Here is a 17,795-nt window from a genome sequence, read left to right on the forward strand (position 1 = left end):
AGAGAGTTTTACGTAACTCCTCGTCATTCCTACGAAAGTAGGAATCCAATTCCGATAAAAGTGAAAAATGAGACTAAGAGTCAGCACCAATGCCTTTACCAGAAAAGAAACGCGGTAAACCTAAAAAAGGTAAGTCATATCTTTTGCTAGAACGATTAGATATTAAACGCGATCAAGTTTTGGCGTTTTTGACTAACTTCCAGATACCGTTTAGCAATAATCAAGGTGAACAAGATATTCGTATGGTGAAGACGCAACAAAAAATCTCTGGGACGTTTCGTAGTTGGCTAGGCGCCAAGCAATTTTGCAATATTCGAAGCTATATATCGACTGCGAGAAAATACCAAATGATAGCATTTCAAGCATTGTGGGATGCGTTTATGGGCAAAGCACTCATGCCTACTTCGCCGTAGCTTTTATTAGGGGGGTGAGTAGTTATAAAATTTTAAAGCATTATTTTGCCAATCTTTATCCTTAAAAAGTAAAACATTAATGTAATGCTTTACTAGTTGCCTTTACTTTATTTATGGATTATCCTTTATATAATGAGACAGTCAGCAAAGTTATCCTCTAAAAACCAGATTACCATCCCAACGTGGGCAATGAAAAAGCTTGGTATAAAAACAGGCTCTCGCGTAGCACTGCGAGCTGAAGGTGAAAGGCTAATCCTCGAACGGATGGATATCGGCATTGCTCCTTTGCGCGGCTCATTGCGCGAAGTATATGGTGATCCAGACCAATATATCGAAGCTTTGCGTGGTGAATGGGAACAATAGAGCTAGAAAGAGCACTTGCTGGTCATAGCCGCGTGGCAGTCGATACTGCACCGCTCATCTACTTTTTGGTAGATGCCGCGGGGCGAGCGTCAATCGCGGAGAAACTGCTACAATTGGGTGCTTCCGGTACGCTCCAGCTTGTAGTGTCGGTGCTTACCGAAGCCGAATTGTTGGTGGCGCCACTTCGAGCTCAAGACGCTACGAGTACGCAAACGGTCCGAGCACTTATTGATGGTCCGGCAGGTTTTAAAGTGATTGCAGTCGAGCGCGAGATTGCTTACCGTGCTGCAGAATTACGTGCCCGGCATGGGTTTAAGCTTCCTGATGCAATTACGGCGGCAAGCGCCATCGAGTCAGGTTGCACAATTCTAGTTGGCAATGACAGGGTGTTCAAGCGACTCGATAGCAGTATTGTTTACTTGCATCTCGACGAGTTTATATAAACTACTACATATCAACCAACCTAGCCCCAAGTGTTTTGGTTTCGCAAAAGAGTGACGAGGAAAAAGCTTTTATGTGACTTTTGCAAGTGACTCTATATATAAGATATTTTTGGGTCAGCATTATCTGGTTTTTGTTGATTTTCAGGTATTTCAGCTAACAAATCATCTAATTCAGTACTACTATTAGTAATATTGGCGCCTTGAGCCTGTAAGTTTTGAATACGTTCACCAACATCACTATAGTTTGGATTACTTGCGTATAAATTTTTATAAAATTTTAAAGCATCATTTTGACGATCTGCATCCTCAAATGAGCGAGCAATACCATAACGTAGCGCCAAGGCATCATTTTCAGTTATTGCGGGTGAATTTAAAATATCTTGCCAGTATTTAAGTGCGGCGACACTATCGCCACGTTCTAAATAACACATTCCCACCATGGTTAATGCCCCAACAGCACGTATAGAGGATCTTGCGGCGATGTTAAACTCACGTATGGCATCGTCAAGCAATCCCATTTCTTTATAGGCAATCCCTAAATCGTAATGGGTTTCGTGATCTGACTCTGCTACTTGTTCGGCAACACCACGTTTAAATTCATCAAATACATCAAGAATTTCGTCATGGAAATCGGAAGTGGCTGCAGCAGCAAAATCGCTTTCGAGTTCATCAGCTAAATCTATGTGCTCGATATGGACTGCAGCAAAATCTTGATTATCGTCATCTATTGTTGCGGTATATTCTGGCGTTGTATCTGTATTTGGTATTGCAGGTTCACTAATCACTTCTGGGTTTGCTAAAACAGCGCTATCAGGTGCAGAAGTTTGTAAGTCATTTTGTGAATCTTCTTGCGAATTATCAAAGGCACTATCAATTTCAATAGCTAACTCTTTAATTTTCGAATGCCCAGGATTATTGTACATAAGGTTAATAAGAGCTTCACGCGCTTCTTCTTCGAGGCCTTGCTGCACAAAAAAGCGAACCTCATTGATTTCTTCATCGAGGGTATCTTCAGTATCTGTGGCCACGGATGAGCTAGATGAGATAGCAGTTGCCGTATCACTAGCGCTAATTGTTAGATCGTTGTTAGTGGTTGATTTTGAAGGCAGAATATTCGCTGCTTCATCTTCATGGATATTTTTTGTGTCAGGCGTTGGCACAGCAGACTTTATTTTAATTTTATTTTTTTGTGGCACTGCTGAGGCAAGCAAGGCGTCAATATCTTCAAGATCAACGTTAGCTGAGGATTTAGATGTTGCTTCAGGAGTAGGGGTAATTTTTTTAGCTGGTTTGTCGATACTTGGTGGTGAAATAACTTCGTCTGGGATTTTGGGGGTGACCTCAATGCTATTTGTCACCACTGGTGTTGGCTCGACATGTTGGTCATTTTCAGTATCGTTATCAAGGTCAATATCGACGCTTTCTGAAGCAAATTCACGACTTAAACGATGACGACCAGTATTACCGGATAAAATAACCTGCGGAACATTTTCGTGACTAATTGCACTATCGCCTGATTTTTCATTTTCTAACGAAGTATCAATTTCAATTTCGTCATCAATTAAATTATCAGAGAGAGTAGTACTGGCGGCAATTTCATTAGTAACACTTGCGCCTGATGCAAGTTGTTGCAGTAATTGTTGGGCCTGATTATTATTTGCATCAAGTTGTAAAAGTTCTTCGAGATCACTACATGCTTGAGCAATATTATTATGGCTGATTGATGTTTGCGCCATATCCCAAAGCTGCGTGGTAGCGCCAGCAGTATCACCAGTTTCAAGTAGCAGTAACTTATGTTTTTCTTGTGCTTCTCTATTATGTGGGTCGATATTGAGGACTTGCTTAATGTAATCTATTGCTTTTGGTAATAAGCCGTATTTTATATAAATATCAGCTTCAACGAGTAATTGATTGATAGTTTCTTGAGTTGATGATTCGCTATCGCGGGCTATTACATTTTCACCAGTAGTTCCAACAATAGTAGCATCTGTTGAGGCAGCATTTAAATTTGTGTCATGGCCATGTTCTGCTTGGCCAACTTCATTTTCTATAAACACCTCGTCATATTGAGAATGAGCAGATACATATTGTTGCTTTTGATATCGTGCTAATGCGTGTTGCGCTTCACTATCATCAGGGGCTAAATCCAATATTTTTTTAACAATGTCTAATGCGCGTTCATCGTTATTTTCTTCGTAAATACGCGCAAGTTCTTTATATACGGCAATAGTTTTTTGTATTTGTTGAAGCTCTTTAAAAGCAGAGCCTAACAGTTCGAGGGTAACAGTATCTTTTGGATCATGCTTAAAACAAACCTGCAATTTTGCCAGAGCTCTTCTAGCATCACCCTTTTGTATGTAGATATCAGCAAGTGCTCGAGTTGTTTCGATATCACTTGGATGAAAGGAAAGCATACGTTCGGCCACTTTGGCCCATTCATCAACACGTCTTTGTTGTTTAAAAACATTGGCCGCGTACGCGAGTTCATTGCGTGCATCTTCAAGTTTATTTTGTTTGGCGAATATTTCGGCTAGTTTAATACGTACAGCGACGTTTTCTACGTCTAAATCGACCATTTTACGCAGAACATCAGCACATTCATTAATACGGTTTTGTTGTTCTAATAGAACCGCTAAATGACGAAACTGGTTATTAGCATCTGAAAGTAAGCCTAATTGTTGGTAAAGTTCAGCAAGTTTGATGTTGACATCAATGATTGAGTCATCAATTTTTAAAATTTGCTTGTAAACTGCTACGGCTTTAAGAAAAAAACCTTGTTCGCTATAGAAATTAGCCACCCGTATGTATGTGTTTGTCGCATTTTCATTTTGGCCAGCGCGGGTTTGCAAATCACCAAGTTTGAGAATGGTGCGTACGTCTTTAGGATCATCTTCAACGAGCTGCTTATACTCTTTTATAGCCTTTTCAAATTGGCCCTTTTGAATATGCTTCTGGGCAGCAGCACGTACTTTTTCTCTATTAATCGCCACTTTTTACCACAACGCTTGCAAAATTGCGTTTGTTTTGCTCATAGCATGTCATAGTTGATAAACTCAAATGATTCAAAACACATGCATAACAAAAAATTAGACTCATCCATTGTCTCTAGGTCATAATTTAAATGGTACACTGCTTAGCCAGTGTTAGCTACTATCGTAATGATGAGAGAAAATTTCGGCAAGCAACATTTTGTTATAACTGCTAATATTATTGCGGTTCTTGCCATAGGTGTATGTTTTCTTACCACATGTTCACCGCCTAAAAATCCTGCAGCTAAAATTACTAGTGTACAAGGTGAGGTATGGCGGCAAGTTGAAGAAACGCAATCTGCAGTATCTCCAGGAGTAGACCTTTTTGAGGGTGATGTGATCACTACTGGAAATGATAGTAGCGCAACTGTGGCTTTTCTAAAGGGAGGAATTATTAATTTGCATGCTAACAGCGCCTTAGTAATTAGCAAAACAAGTGCCACAGCCACTAAACTTGGTGCTGTTTTGTTGCAGGGCAGTGTAAATGCGGTTAGCAAAGAAAAAGATGTAAGTTTTACTATTGGTTTGCCTTTTGGTTTTGCAGAAATTGGTGGTTTTAACAATGAAACTGAAGTAAATCTTAGTACTATTGATGGTATCAATGTATTGATCGGTGCCATTGAAGTAGTAGGCAAAGACGGCAAACGTACTCGTATTGATACCGGGATGGATGCTAAAGGGCGTGTAATTCCAAGTACGGTCGTAGCAGAGTTAGCGCCTCTTGATATCGTTCTCTTAGCTAAATCTAAACAAGTAAAAATTCGTGATAAAGATGATAAAAATTGGCGATCAGCAAGCAAACGCGATCCTATTAAACCGGGTACTGCAATTCGGACGATGCGCGCCCACGGCACTCGTATAGAAGTCGGGTCACATGCTTTGGTATCCTTACCTGCCGGAAGTGAAATAGCGGTACTTGAGCCAACTCGTGAGGCAAATCTTGATCGTGCGCGTTATCAGCTAGCAGCAGGTAAAGCAGTATTTGAAGCAACTCGTGCTGATAAACGTGCTACTTTGCATGAAATTCATATTGGTAAGCAAGAGATCACTATTGAACCTGGGGTGGCGGGCGCTAATGTCGAAGTGCAAACGGATAGTAACGGTAAAAGCGAAATCGTAGTACGGCAAGGACGGGCAATTTTAGCTAATGGTACTATTGTTGTACCTGGAAAATTATTAAACATTTCTAAAGATGGCGAGATTTCTACACGACCATTGGCCAATACCGGTATTGCGCTGCAATCGGGAAAAAGCGCGTATATTTATTACAACACTAGTATTCCTGCAGTAAAATTAAATTGGGCAAATGCTGCAGCTAAAAGTCCTTATGAAGTTCAAGTTGCTACTGATCGTGATTTTAATAACTTAGTTTGGCACGAAACACTTTCGCAGTCTGAGATGGTGTTTGATCAACTTAGTTCTCGTCGTTATTTTTGGCGAGTTCGCACTGAAAATGGTTGGCAACAAGCAAACTTTGTAATCGAAAAATTTCACCAGACAGATTGCCGTAATTGCAAGCATAGAAATGTAGTTGACGACACTGGTGAAAAGACGGTGGTTTATTATCAAAGGACCTTACCTTTGATAACCTTGCGATGGAAAGCAAAAACCAATGCCACTAAATATCGACTTAAAGTTTTTGCAGCCGAAGATCTTGATAAACCGATTATTAATGAGTTGATAGAAGTAAAAGTTCACAGTTTTCAAATTGGTCGTCTTCCGGAAAACCGCTATTTTTGGTCAGTTCAAGCAGTAACCGATGATGGCAAAGAAATAGCGGCGCAACGAGTTAATACACTAAATATAACCTATGATAATGCAGTAGCTGAGTTGGTTATTCGTAACCCATCGCAGAATGCGGTAGTTACAAGTAAAAAAGTAACCACCAATGGTGAAGTTCGCATAGGCAGTCGTTTGTGGATTGATGGTCGACAAACCAATCTCGATAAAAAAGGACGCTTTAAAGAAACGCTAGCTCTCGACAAAGGGCTAAACCAAATAATATATCGCACCCGTGATTCTAAAGGTATCGAACGTTTTTATATGCGTCGTGTAAGGCGACGCTGATGGTTCGACGTTGCTCACCAGGCTCGGGGATTACTGAAGTATTTTACGCATGGTTAACCGTGCATTATGTTAGGAGATGGTATTACAATGGTTCGGGTTCGTATTGCGCCTTCACCCACTGGTGATCCTCATGTGGGTACAGCATATATCGCTTTATTTAATTATGTATTGGCTAAAAAGCATGGTGGCCAATTTATCTTGCGCATTGAAGACACTGACCTCACCCGCTCAAAACCCGAATGGGAAAATATGATTTTAGAGTCCTTGCGTTGGACTGGCCTCACTTGGGACGAAGGCCCTGATATCGGTGGCCCCCATGGACCTTACCGTCAAAGTGAGCGTGGGCATATTTATGCACAATATGCACAAGAGCTGATTGATAAAGGTCAAGCTTACCGTTGTTTTTGTAGCTCTGAGCGTCTAACTCAAATACGTCAAGAACAGTTGGCACGCAAAGAAAGAGTTGGTTACGACGGTCATTGTCGCCAATTATCTGCTGCTGATAGCGCTGCCCGGGTGGCGGCCGGTGAGCCATATGTGGTGCGATTGGCGGTGCCAGATCCTACAAATGGTTCAACTCTTATTAAAGATGAAATGCGTGGGGTGATTGAATTTCTTAACAATCAAATAGATGACCAAGTATTGCTTAAAAGTGATGGTATGCCCACTTATCATTTGGCGAATGTGGTGGATGACCATTTAATGGAGATAACTCACGTAATTCGTGCCGAAGAGTGGATCACGTCGACGCCTAAGCATGTGTTGTTATATCAAGCTTTTGGTTGGAAGCTGCCGCTTTTTATGCATATGCCGCTTTTGCGCAATCAAGATAAGTCTAAAATTTCTAAACGCAAAAATCCAGTGAGTATAAATTACTATAAAGAGGCTGGATACTTGCCAGAGGCTATGCTTAATTATTTAGCGCTGATGGGTTGGACCATGCCCGATGAGCGCGAAAAATTTAGCCTCACTGAAATGATTGAGAATTTTGATTTTAAGCGTTTATCCCTTGGTGGTCCGGTATTTGATATTAAAAAACTTACTTGGCTTAACGGACTATATATACGTGAGCAAAGCCCAGAGCAGTTAGTAGCACAAGTGCACGATAAAGTTTTTACAATCGAAAAACTTGCAGCTATAGCCCCTTTGATTTTACCGCGTATTGAAAAATTAGAAGACTTTGTGGATGCTACTAGTTACTTTTTTGCGGGCGAAGTTAGTTACGACGAAGCCGCACAAAAAGCGTTAATACCTAAAGGTCAAACCTCTAAAGATGCCATTAAGACTTTTGAAGCAGTATTAGAAGTTCTTGATGCGATGCCGGTATTAGTCGCGCAGCCACTCGAAGCAGCATTGCGCGAGCTCATTGAAAAACTTGGTTTAAAAGCCAAAGAATTTTTTATGCCTTTGCGTGTCGCGATTAGTGGCCGTAGTGCTACGCCCCCGCTTTTTGATATAATGGCTATAATTGGCAAAGAGCGTTGTCGTAGTCGATTGCGTAATGTGATTGGGTTGTTGAAACAGACTAAAGCTGCCTAGCCTAGCTTAATTAGTGCCTGTGGGCAGCTTCATTCCAGCATTTGTTAAACGCCCCAAACGTCGCGTTGTTCAAGCGCCAAAGTTTTATTTTAAAGATGTCGGTGTGGTTAATTTTTGCGCACGTCGCGGCACAATTGAATCAAAATCAGAACTCTTTGGCAAAGCTTTTGAAAATTGGATATATCATGAAATATCAACCCATAGCCAATACTCACAAAGTTTTTATCCAATATCTTATTGGTGACTTTCAATTGGCAGTGAAGTAGATTTCATATTAGGCGACGGCAAAATAGCTATTGAATGTAAAGGTAAATATAAAATCAGTAGCAACGATAGTAAAGGACTTCTTGAGTTTAAAAAAGATTATCCTCAAGCAGAGGTTTTTATAATCATTTGTTTAGAGTCAAAGCTTCGACGTACCGATGAAGGAATATTAATCATGCCTTATAAAGACTTTATAAATTCTTTATGGGGTGGTCAGTGGGATAGATATCTCTAAAAAATGAAGCATTAGATAATTATTTCGCCACGATGCACCGGTTAAAATTAGTGCCAGACACTACTAACATCGGCTTGGGCGGTAAGCACCACGGTGCCAACAGTCCTCAGTTTTTACCACAAAACCGGCCGTTGTTCTGGTGGTGGTTTCTTTGAACGATTTCGCCACCCAGATTTACGAATTGGGATACCAGCAGCTTGAAGATAAGCTGACGCTGTTTCTCTTCATTACACCGGTTTCTTGTTCAATACGGCGTAATGACCAACCGAGACGACCAAGTTCTAAAATTTGTTGTTTTATTTCGCTCAAAACGTTGCTCATAATCGCGCTAGGTCAAAGACTAACGCGCGTCGGTCAACGTCTCGGTTTATGGCTTTCTATATGGCCGGTTTTGGGTGCTAACTGAGGGCTTACAGGCATATTAGCTATTATTGACATCACGCCATCATGATAATATGATATCATGATGCATCGCACTACTATAAATCTTGATGAAGCGATTTACCGTAAAGTAATGCGTCTTGCGCACAGCAAGGGTAAATCAATGGCGCGTACCATCGAAGAACTATTGCGTAACTCATTAAATAAAAACTCACGCTCAAACATTATTCCGCCTTTACACCTTAACAATGGGCCGTTACCAGGTATTAATATTGCCGATCGCGATAGGCTTTATGATTTAATGGAAGATAGATAATTGAATGTTTGCGATTGACACTAATATATTTATCTATGCCCATTTTGAAGCATATCCCCAACATAAAAAGGCGCGGCAATTCTGCCAACAAGAACTATTAAATGGTGGTGATTGGTGTATCGGGTGGCAAGTATTCTATGAGTATCTACACATCACTACACATCCGCGTATTCATCAACGACCATTAACTCTAAAAGCAGCAATTGCAGATTTACGGCCATATTTAGAAAGCGAGCAGTGTCACATACTTACGCAAACTCCGGCTCATCTGCAAATTCTTGAAGCAATAGCTACTGATTCGGCAATGATATCAGGAAATTTAGTGCATGATTGTCATTATGCAACGCTGCTGCGTGAGCATAATATCAAACGTATTTATACTGCAGATAATGATTTCAAACGCTTTGTTTTCTTAGAAGTTATTGACCCAACTATTTAATTTAAATGAGCAAACTAACTTGGCGAAATCAATTCTACTGAGAGAAAATAGGTGTGATATTGCGATGAATCCCTCGTAAGTAATCGGTAGTTTTTTATAGCTGCATGCGCACCGATAGAAAAATCTGGCAAAGTTACCATGGCAAAACTGTATATTAGCGAGCCAAACAGGTGTAATATGCAATAGCAATACTCAATCAAAGCAACACCATACAACCTATCTATTAAAAATGATTAAGTTAATAGTAACTGACGGTAATTTGAAAGTATAATAAATATAATTTACTATATTAGTATTTTGTTTAAATATAAGAAAAATAGCAATATCATTTTAATAAATAATCATTTGTATTAATTAAAATAGCCATGGAATCGTCAAACAATAACAATTCATAAATATTTTTATATAGTTACTTCATTGGGCAATAAAAATAACCGGCGATCTTAGAAAAAGCACATTTCGTATTGACATGCCCTTGCATGCCGAGAGATGCCTAGCGCACCTAAAAAATGCACCAATTCTTAAGGGGTAACGAATATGAAGCAGGCAACGATTCTATGCCTCTTCACGCTTTTTATCAGTGCGTGTGAAGATGGTCCTAAGGCAAATTTTAAACCAAACCATGGCGATGTAACTGCGCAAAATGGTTATACCCCCCAATCTTCGTTTAATCCCGACGAAAGCAAAACCTTTGAGACCACTGCCACTGCTGATGACTCAGGGCGGTTTTGCAACACGCAACTAACTGACCAAGTTGTGCAGCAAATGATGCAATTGCCGATAATTCCTGATGTTGGTCTTGGTGATGCATCGCAGGTAGGCGTACCCCTATGGGCAGCGGATGGCACCCCAATGAATGCTGACGACCTTATCGGTAGCCCAGATGATGGTAAATTCTGCTATCCTACGGGGGTATATGCTAACGCGTATGCTTACGGTCCGTTGTACGAGATTATTGTTTATTTTGACCCAGCTACCAAACTGATTAGCGATATTGATTTGGGGTCTGGTTACATTGGTAACTTGCAAGGCCAATATATTGCTAATGATGATTCTTTGGTGACGGTGGTAATCCATCCGCGTGATCAAATTCTTATTGGTAGTCAAGCCCTTGATACATATGCAAGCAGTGCTAATCAAGCAGCTAGCCCCAATTCTTGGTTAAATCATACACGGATAAATCAAATATATCGTATGTTGCGCCATACCTTTTTTAGTGCGGTCAAGTTTGCCGATAACGATGACTGCATTACAGCGAATATATGTGAAGTGATTTATGCCGGTGTTGATGAGGCAACTCCACAAGATACCGCAATAGTATTTAAAGACTCAGGGGTGATAATCGATTTTAATCCCGATGGCTCGGTATACGATATCGACATCTCTGCAGTAAAAGTTGCCCCCTTTGAAGTAAGCACGCAGATTAGCATGGTATATAATGGCGCAGTAGATCCGTTAATTGTCAGCACTTCGGTGGCTACTTGTTCATTGTATTTAGGTTTAGGTGTAAATGCCATGACCTTTGCGGATTTTAAAAGCAATTGCCTAGAGGCTGACGATACCCGTACTTTATCACGAGTATCGTATAGTACAGGTAGCCAACGCGATGCGATTACGGCTGATTTCAACGGTATAAGTCTGGGCTTTCAACGTAATTTAGCCGCCGGGCAAGTTATTTTAGACGGCGAGCGACCTGCTGATAGCGATAGTTTAAAATCTATTACCTATACTCGTAGTCTTGGTGCACCGGTGATAGAGTTTATACCATCTGAAATTGGCATAAAATTTGATGAAAAACTAAGAGTTCGTATCAATACTTTAGTAGACCCAACACATCTGTTTTTTAATTATGCCCTAGACCTTGTTAGTGCTGATTTAAGTGACTCACCACAACCTATTGGTGCGCTTAGTTCTAATGGTAGCAGTTGGATTGCATATGTACTGCAGCTTTTACAATATCAATACAGTTTACTCCCGGCTAATCAACAACCTGCAGTAGCTAAAGTATTAGACCCAATTTTTGTTATTGAGCCTTTTGTTGATGCGGTAATGGCTCAGCTTACTGATGAGCTTAGCGATGACCCAGATTATGCGGTTAAACTATTTGAAACTACTGATAATAAACGTTGGGTAATTGGCCGCGCTTATATGCAGCAAGACGGGGTGCCTTATCGCTTGGCAGTACAATACAGCCTAAATTATGGTGCGGTAACTGCGGTAACTATTCAAATCGGTGGTAATACTCTGGATAGTATTTATGCGGCGCATACTACTGTTTATAACTCTTTAGCACCGTATTATTATTTACCAACTGAACTTTATTTTAGCGCGGGGATGCTTGCTAATTTATGGTTTTTTCCGTTATCACTTGGGCAAACTGGTATTACGGTAAATGCATCAAATCGACAGTTGGGTACGCTTGATATTTCTATTGCCAATGTAAAGGGTTGGAGTGGAACTGTAGATGATAATGGGGACCCCATATTAGTCACCGAACCTCTTTTATTCACGGTTCCCGGTACTTCTATTGAAGATATGGGCGGTTATTATAAGCAAGTAGGTGGTGAGCAATTTGAGTTTGTACCGTCATACGATGTACAGCTTTACGGCAAAGACTCGCTTATGTCATTTCACGTAATAGAAACGGTTGATAGTGAAGGCGCCGCAACTCAAGTGATCGATCAGGTAGCACAAAATTATTTTAAGGCGCCGCAAATGCTCTGTGCTGGTCCGGCTTCAGGTGGTTACGAGTTAATGATCAATGTCGGCGATGATGTACGCGAGAAAATTATTACATGGATTGCCGGCGATGACTACATTCGCGATTGCGACTTGGTGTTTAATTATTCGGCTAATGGCAATGTCCTCACTTCGGTCACTTCGCTTAACCACAAAGTATCGTTTGGATTATCAGGTGGCCGAGCGGTGTCGGTTTCATATTGGCGCTAGCGTTAAAGGTAAGAGGTAAACAAAATGACAACGAATTTATTTACTATAAAAAGAATTACTGGGTTTGCGAGTCTGCTTTTATTAACCGCTTGTGTAAAGCACCGTGACATTCGCAATGGTTTGCTTGATGAAGCTATTTATTTAGATAAAGCACCGCTTACTGCAGTAAATCCCAAAATTGCCGGGTCGCTAGATGATGGCTGGTTATTTAAAACTACTATAGTTAAGGCCGCCTCACCTAATGGTGGCGCTGATTACGCGTTTCCGGGTTTTCAAAGCGATACTAAATATATTAAATTTCGTTTTAGCAAAGAAGCGCTGCAGATTGTTGATGGCAGCTCATTGCAAAACGATGACCCGGAAGATAACAATGATAATCTCGCAACTACCACCGAACGCGTGCTTATAGAATTTGCCGGCAGCCATGTTGATGTCAAGCTGCGTGAAAATCTTGATGGTGAGCGCACTAACTATTTAGAAGAAAACACCGAAGAACCCTGGCAAAAACGGCAAAAGTTTAAAGTCAATTTAGCAGAAACCTCGCTTGACCCAATTACTACTATGGCCTGGTACTATGGCGACTTTATGCATGATTGTGTGACGCCAGTAAGCGCTACGGTGGTACCCAACAGCTTTGCATGGGACGATCAAGAGCAATACCTAAGCTGGGTGATTGAGGCAAATTACATTCTTACAGTTGATGGCGGCTGCTATGATATGACCAACTTAATCACTGGGGCAGGCACTGCAACAGTTCAATATCGCATGTCGTTTTATCGCCCAGGGGCAAGTGATTTTGTCAGTGAAACAATTGCTGAGAAAGACCCGGTAAATAAAAAATATGGCGTCTTTCAAGTAATGCAAGTATATCGCGATAGCAACAGTGGTTTATTGGGTGCAAAAAATTTATTGCAACGCTATAACCCCAACCGCACAACACCTCTAGTCTATTATTTTGCTCAAGGTTTCCCCGAAAAATACAAAGCATTATTTAGCGAAATTAAAGATACGACTAACGCGGTGCTAACTGCTGCTGGTGCTAAACTGCAAATAGATTTTCAAGACTATAATGCTGGTGGTATCGAGCGACAGTTTGGCGATATTCGCTATAGTTTCGTTGTCTGGAACCAAGATATCGATATTACCCGCGGTCTGTTAGGTTATGGTCCCTCAACTGTCGACCCACGCACAGGTGAAGTGATTAGTGCTGATGTTAATCTTTATAATGTCGGCATGGATTATTACCGCTTTATGATTCAAGACTATCTTGAACGGGTTGGGGCCTTGCAAACTGATGCTAATACACCATGGGAGCAACAAGCATGTAATGAAGGTGATACCACAGCGCCTAGTGATTCATCAAAGCGTTTTGCCTCGGGTTTATTTAACGAGATTAGGCGTACCTTGCAGCTAGATAGTGCTCACAATACTGGTAATACGACTGACTTTGTTCCTGAAATTGCGCAAGATAAAACAACATATCTTACCTACTACAATCAGCTAGCAAATGAGTTGCGTTTTGCTGATCCGCTTTACAACCCTTATGTATACAATACCGCCAATTCGTATCTTGATGAGTTAAAATCGCAACAAGAGGTCGAGCATGAATTTCAAAGTGAAATGAATCGCATTTTGCTTAATCAAGATCCATTTAATGCAATATCACCTACAACACTTGTGGGCATCAATAAACATCAAGAGTTTTTCGCTAAGTTACGCGATTATAAAAAAAATCACGAGCAATTTAGGCAAAACTTGCAAAGGTTACATAAAACCGACTGCGTTTATACTTTTGACGCCAATGATGCCATTACTACAATTTCACAAAGCGCCCGTAAATGTGTAAACGGGTTTTATGAATCAAATGAACAGTATTCCGAGCGTATTATTGAAAACATTGTATTTCATGTGGCCCTACATGAATTTGGTCATACCCTGGGGTTACGTCATAATTTTTATGGTAGCGTTGATGCTTTACATCAGCTCGAAGGCCAAGTGTCATCTTCAGTAATGGATTATATTCGTGCGACTGAAGAAGCAGCAACCCCACGCGATTGGGGTGAGTATGACAAGGCGGCATTAAGTTGGATATACGGTACCACTGACGTTCGTAGTACTCAGATGCAAAAAGATTTTCTTTATTGCACTGACGAACATGCGGATTTTTCACCTTTGTGTACACGCCACGACCTCGGGGTAACACCAGCACAGATAGTACTCAATGCTATCGAGCGTTATGATATGCTTTATGAATTGCGTAACCGTCGCGCCTATCGCACTTTTTGGGATACCACAACTTACTCATCATATATTTATGACGCTATTTTTCCGCTGCAACGCATGTGGTACCTCGCCATTTTTACTTGGGGTGGTGGTGGTATTCAAGAGACTTTAAAAATGCTTGATCAACTTCAGGGTACAGTTAAGAGTGATAGTGAGTATAATACTATTGCAGCGGATTTCTATAATGATATAGCCGCAACCAATGCTTTAACTATGGCATTTTATAATGCGGTGCTTAATCAACCATCATCGTCGCGCAATTATAGTACTGAGTACGATTCATATTATGGTGATGTCACGCGCCTTGGCATTATCATAGATAAACTCTTTGCGACATTGGCGTTTATGGATCTGCAAGAAGTGTGGAACTACGACCCCAATATCTACACCTATGTAGCTATGTTTGATGCGCCCTTTGGGACGCTAAGTGCGGCAGTGGCATTAGAAGTTCTTGATGGTATGCTTGGTGCAAATTATGACACTTTCCCATGGTTTAAATATTTGGCGCTTGAATATTTTGCTTATGTAACTAATACCAATTTAGTGGATGATATATCGTTTAAAGACCGCATTGCTATTCGCCGCTTTAACAATCAGGCAGATTTAGAAGCAGAATTTGGTATTTACGCCATACCCGATGCTTTACGTTTAGATAACACTTCGCAAATATTTATCTATAACGGTGAGCAATATGTTTATACGTTCATTGCTGAGCGCGGTTGGCACCTAGTAGCTAATAAGTCACGCAATCCTGTAAGTTATCAATACATGCGAGATTTTAATGAGTCTTTACGCGCTGGCGCGAGTAAGTCTTTAGATAATTATGGATTAAAAATTCTACTTACCTATTATGAATACTACAACAACTTTTCTGGGCAATAAGCATGTTACGCTTATATTTAATAGCATTTATTCTGGGGCTAGTAGCTGCAGCGCAAAGTGCTGCGGCGCAAAGTACTGAAGCAGAAGATCCTAATGAAGTTGTCGGGCAAGATTGGGCAACCAATACAGAAGATACAGCAACTGAAGATGAAGATACTGAAGATACTGCTACAGAAGATGAAGATGCAGAAAACGAAGATGTCAAAGAAGATAGCAGCGAACCGGCAACTAATAACCAAGCAGATGTTGACATCTCATTTCCAGAAGAATTTGAACCCGCTGCGCAACCCTCTGTAAATGACGTCCCGGCAGATTCGCAACAAAATGAAACGGGCCATCCTGAAATAGAAGAACCAGACTTTGGTAATATTCTCGCACCAATAGAAAGACAGAAAGATAAAGATGATCAACAGGTAACAGATCTGCCTTTGCACAAGCGTGATGAAGAAATTAAATCAATTAAATCAACTGACAAATCAGCAATTGAGCAATCTGAAAACAAGGCTGCTGAAAACAAGGCTGCAAAAACTACGACAGCTACTACGCTTGATTTACCACTTAAAATACCTTGGACGCTTACCGGAATTATTACCTATTCAGGTAGAATTATTAATGATGCTTCACAAAGTGGCGCCTATCATCGCATGTTACGCTATAACCTGAGTGGTAATTTTGAAGTCATCCCTAAAGCTTCAGTATTTATTTTCACTGGTCTTGAACAATTTTTTATTGATGACCCTAACGAGTCGGGATTGATATTAGAAGATACAATTTTAGGGGCGCTATACCAACATGATTTGCCAATTAACGGCACCTCGATCGTGTGGCTAGATGGCAAACAACTAAAGTTAAAGCAGCAGTTTCGTCTTTATCTGCCCACATCTCCTGGTGGCGCGGTTTATGGCCATAGCTACCATGATGGATTTATATTAGGTCCACAGTTACGTACTGAAGGCATGCTTGAAGTTATGGCCAAATTAAATGTTGGCTATGAAATGCGTGGTCGCTACCTATTTTATAAGTATGCCGAACAGAATGGTCAAAAGGGTGGCATGAACCCCCAATGGGAGTTCTACGCCAGACTTTTTGTACTTTATGATCTGTATGATTTTGGAGTATACGGCACAATGCAACTCGGCGCTGATGTAAGTAGTGGTTGGGTTAGATGTTATGCATCACGCGAAAACTATAAATCACCCGTAAGTGCACAAGCACTGTGGGTGCAAGATTATGACTGGACTGTTTCGGTAACCTATAGTCCTATAGCCCAATTCAATGTTGCTATGGTTATTGAACAATATGGTTTAGTGCGAGATGACGGCACGATTAATACTCCATTGGTTAAACGCGAAGAAACTGAATTGAAGTTGATGTTAACGGCGATATATTGAAAACATAAGATCCCTCCTCACTTAAGTTCGTTCGGGATGACACGATCGTAGCCTCCTCACTTAAGTTCGTTCGGGATGAGTGTGAGCCGCAGGCATAGCAGGCTCAGTCATAAGTTAAATGGTGAGATGAAAGGAGCATTAATGAATGATGTGACTTAAATCAAAGCTTACCCGTGCGAGTCCGTGCTTGTACGGAAATCGTTGGTCGAAGGATCATATCCCTAAGCAGCCAGCACTGCACAGTAATGGGCAGTGACGAAGGGGCCAGCCAACGATACTTGGGAGGTGTCACGATTCAGCCTTAAGCAGTGTGCCAGCTTCTTCATTTTAGTGAAGCACTGGGCTTCATTCATGAAGCCTTTTGTTGCGGCAAATACGGTTAGCAGCAAAAGACTGTTAAGGTGGTTGGTGATATCACCTAAGAAAATGGCTAGTTATGCTGACCGGTGAGGACCCACGGCATCCCTATAAAGGTAAACCTGACCTATAAGTCTATGATGAAAGAGTCAGAATATGTGTCGGTTGGCGAAAAGGCTAAAGCCGTACGCCGGTAAATATGGGGAAGTAACCCCATTGCGACAATGGGGAGAAAGAGGTTTTCACCTCTCTCTCACCCACTCGTTAATTTTTATGTTGCCGGGACTTTTGGAGAAGTTACAAAAGAAATTGCTAACAGCTTAAAAATACGAGAAAAAATCATGCCTTCCCCCTTTTAGTGCTGACTCTTAGTCTCATTTTTCACTTTTATCGGAATTGGATTCCTACTTTCGTAGGAATGACGAGGAGTTACGTAAAACTCTC

General features: G+C 40.9%; 13 protein-coding genes. 11 read left to right on the top strand and 2 right to left on the bottom strand.

What is annotated here, in order from left to right; genetic code table 11:
- Positions 1 to 89 precede the first annotated feature (89 nt).
- From JW841_17770 to JW841_17780, 3 genes are all read left to right on the top strand, one after another.
- Complete coding sequence (locus tag JW841_17770; protein ID MBN1962783.1) at positions 90 to 413, top strand: transposase; 324 nt, start codon at positions 90 to 92, stop codon at positions 411 to 413.
- Between the two features lie 132 nt (positions 414 to 545).
- Positions 546 to 776 (top strand): AbrB/MazE/SpoVT family DNA-binding domain-containing protein, encoded by a 231-nt coding sequence (locus JW841_17775; protein ID MBN1962784.1) that lies wholly within the window; start codon positions 546 to 548, stop codon positions 774 to 776.
- Positions 777 to 808: 32 nt separating this feature from the next.
- Positions 809 to 1,219, top strand: coding sequence for a PIN domain-containing protein (locus JW841_17780; GenBank protein ID MBN1962785.1), 411 nt, complete (start codon positions 809 to 811; stop codon positions 1,217 to 1,219).
- A gap of 92 nt (positions 1,220 to 1,311) precedes the next feature.
- Here the strand turns inward: JW841_17780 and JW841_17785 are convergent, their stop codons facing one another.
- Complete coding sequence (locus JW841_17785; protein MBN1962786.1) at positions 1,312 to 4,209, bottom strand: tetratricopeptide repeat protein; 2,898 nt, start codon at positions 4,207 to 4,209, stop codon at positions 1,312 to 1,314.
- Positions 4,210 to 4,377: 168 nt separating this feature from the next.
- Between JW841_17785 and JW841_17790 the strand changes: the two genes are divergently transcribed.
- From JW841_17790 to JW841_17800, 3 genes are all read left to right on the top strand, one after another.
- Positions 4,378 to 6,315, top strand: coding sequence for a hypothetical protein (locus JW841_17790; protein MBN1962787.1), 1,938 nt, complete (start codon positions 4,378 to 4,380; stop codon positions 6,313 to 6,315).
- Positions 6,316 to 6,381: 66 nt separating this feature from the next.
- Positions 6,382 to 7,854: a glutamate--tRNA ligase gene (locus JW841_17795; GenBank protein MBN1962788.1), complete on the top strand. Its 1,473-nt coding sequence runs from the start codon at positions 6,382 to 6,384 to the stop codon at positions 7,852 to 7,854.
- A gap of 13 nt (positions 7,855 to 7,867) precedes the next feature.
- Positions 7,868 to 8,098, top strand: coding sequence for a DUF4143 domain-containing protein (locus JW841_17800; protein ID MBN1962789.1), 231 nt, complete (start codon positions 7,868 to 7,870; stop codon positions 8,096 to 8,098).
- A 429-nt stretch (positions 8,099 to 8,527) separates the two neighbouring features.
- On the opposite strand, the gene JW841_17805 is transcribed toward JW841_17800, so the two are convergent.
- Positions 8,528 to 8,674 (bottom strand): hypothetical protein, encoded by a 147-nt coding sequence (locus JW841_17805; protein MBN1962790.1) that lies wholly within the window; start codon positions 8,672 to 8,674, stop codon positions 8,528 to 8,530.
- 142 nt (positions 8,675 to 8,816) lie between these two features.
- Between JW841_17805 and JW841_17810 the strand changes: the two genes are divergently transcribed.
- From JW841_17810 to JW841_17830, 5 genes are all read left to right on the top strand, one after another.
- Positions 8,817 to 9,050, top strand: a complete 234-nt coding sequence (locus tag JW841_17810; GenBank protein ID MBN1962791.1) for a hypothetical protein — start codon at positions 8,817 to 8,819, stop codon at positions 9,048 to 9,050.
- A 4-nt stretch (positions 9,051 to 9,054) separates the two neighbouring features.
- Positions 9,055 to 9,489, top strand: coding sequence for a PIN domain-containing protein (locus tag JW841_17815; GenBank protein ID MBN1962792.1), 435 nt, complete (start codon positions 9,055 to 9,057; stop codon positions 9,487 to 9,489).
- A 537-nt stretch (positions 9,490 to 10,026) separates the two neighbouring features.
- The gene (locus JW841_17820; GenBank protein MBN1962793.1) at positions 10,027 to 12,438 is read left to right on the top strand and encodes a hypothetical protein; all 2,412 of its coding nucleotides are present in this window, start codon (positions 10,027 to 10,029) and stop codon (positions 12,436 to 12,438) included.
- 24 nt (positions 12,439 to 12,462) lie between these two features.
- Entirely contained in the window at positions 12,463 to 15,603 is a 3,141-nt protein-coding gene (locus JW841_17825) for a zinc-dependent metalloprotease (GenBank protein ID MBN1962794.1), read from the top strand.
- A 2-nt stretch (positions 15,604 to 15,605) separates the two neighbouring features.
- Complete coding sequence (locus JW841_17830; protein ID MBN1962795.1) at positions 15,606 to 16,994, top strand: hypothetical protein; 1,389 nt, start codon at positions 15,606 to 15,608, stop codon at positions 16,992 to 16,994.
- Positions 16,995 to 17,795 lie beyond the last annotated feature (801 nt).

The organism is Deltaproteobacteria bacterium, from assembly GCA_016931625.1.
Classification (GTDB): Bacteria; Myxococcota; XYA12-FULL-58-9; order XYA12-FULL-58-9; family JAFGEK01; genus JAFGEK01.

Excerpts from the sequence above, each read along its gene's own strand:
- JW841_17775 (MBN1962784.1), top strand. The coding sequence starts at position 546 with ATGAGACAGTCAGCAAAGTTATCCTCTAAAAACCAGATTACCATCCCA.
- JW841_17830 (MBN1962795.1), top strand. The coding sequence starts at position 15,606 with ATGTTACGCTTATATTTAATAGCATTTATTCTGGGGCTAGTAGCTGCA.
- JW841_17825 (MBN1962794.1), top strand. The coding sequence starts at position 12,463 with ATGACAACGAATTTATTTACTATAAAAAGAATTACTGGGTTTGCGAGT.
- JW841_17795 (MBN1962788.1), top strand. The coding sequence starts at position 6,382 with ATGTTAGGAGATGGTATTACAATGGTTCGGGTTCGTATTGCGCCTTCA.
- JW841_17820 (MBN1962793.1), top strand. The coding sequence starts at position 10,027 with ATGAAGCAGGCAACGATTCTATGCCTCTTCACGCTTTTTATCAGTGCG.
- JW841_17810 (MBN1962791.1), top strand. The coding sequence starts at position 8,817 with ATGATGCATCGCACTACTATAAATCTTGATGAAGCGATTTACCGTAAA.
- JW841_17790 (MBN1962787.1), top strand. The coding sequence starts at position 4,378 with ATGATGAGAGAAAATTTCGGCAAGCAACATTTTGTTATAACTGCTAAT.
- JW841_17770 (MBN1962783.1), top strand. The coding sequence starts at position 90 with ATGCCTTTACCAGAAAAGAAACGCGGTAAACCTAAAAAAGGTAAGTCA.
- JW841_17815 (MBN1962792.1), top strand. The coding sequence starts at position 9,055 with ATGTTTGCGATTGACACTAATATATTTATCTATGCCCATTTTGAAGCA.
- JW841_17805 (MBN1962790.1), bottom strand. The coding sequence starts at position 8,674 with ATGAGCAACGTTTTGAGCGAAATAAAACAACAAATTTTAGAACTTGGT.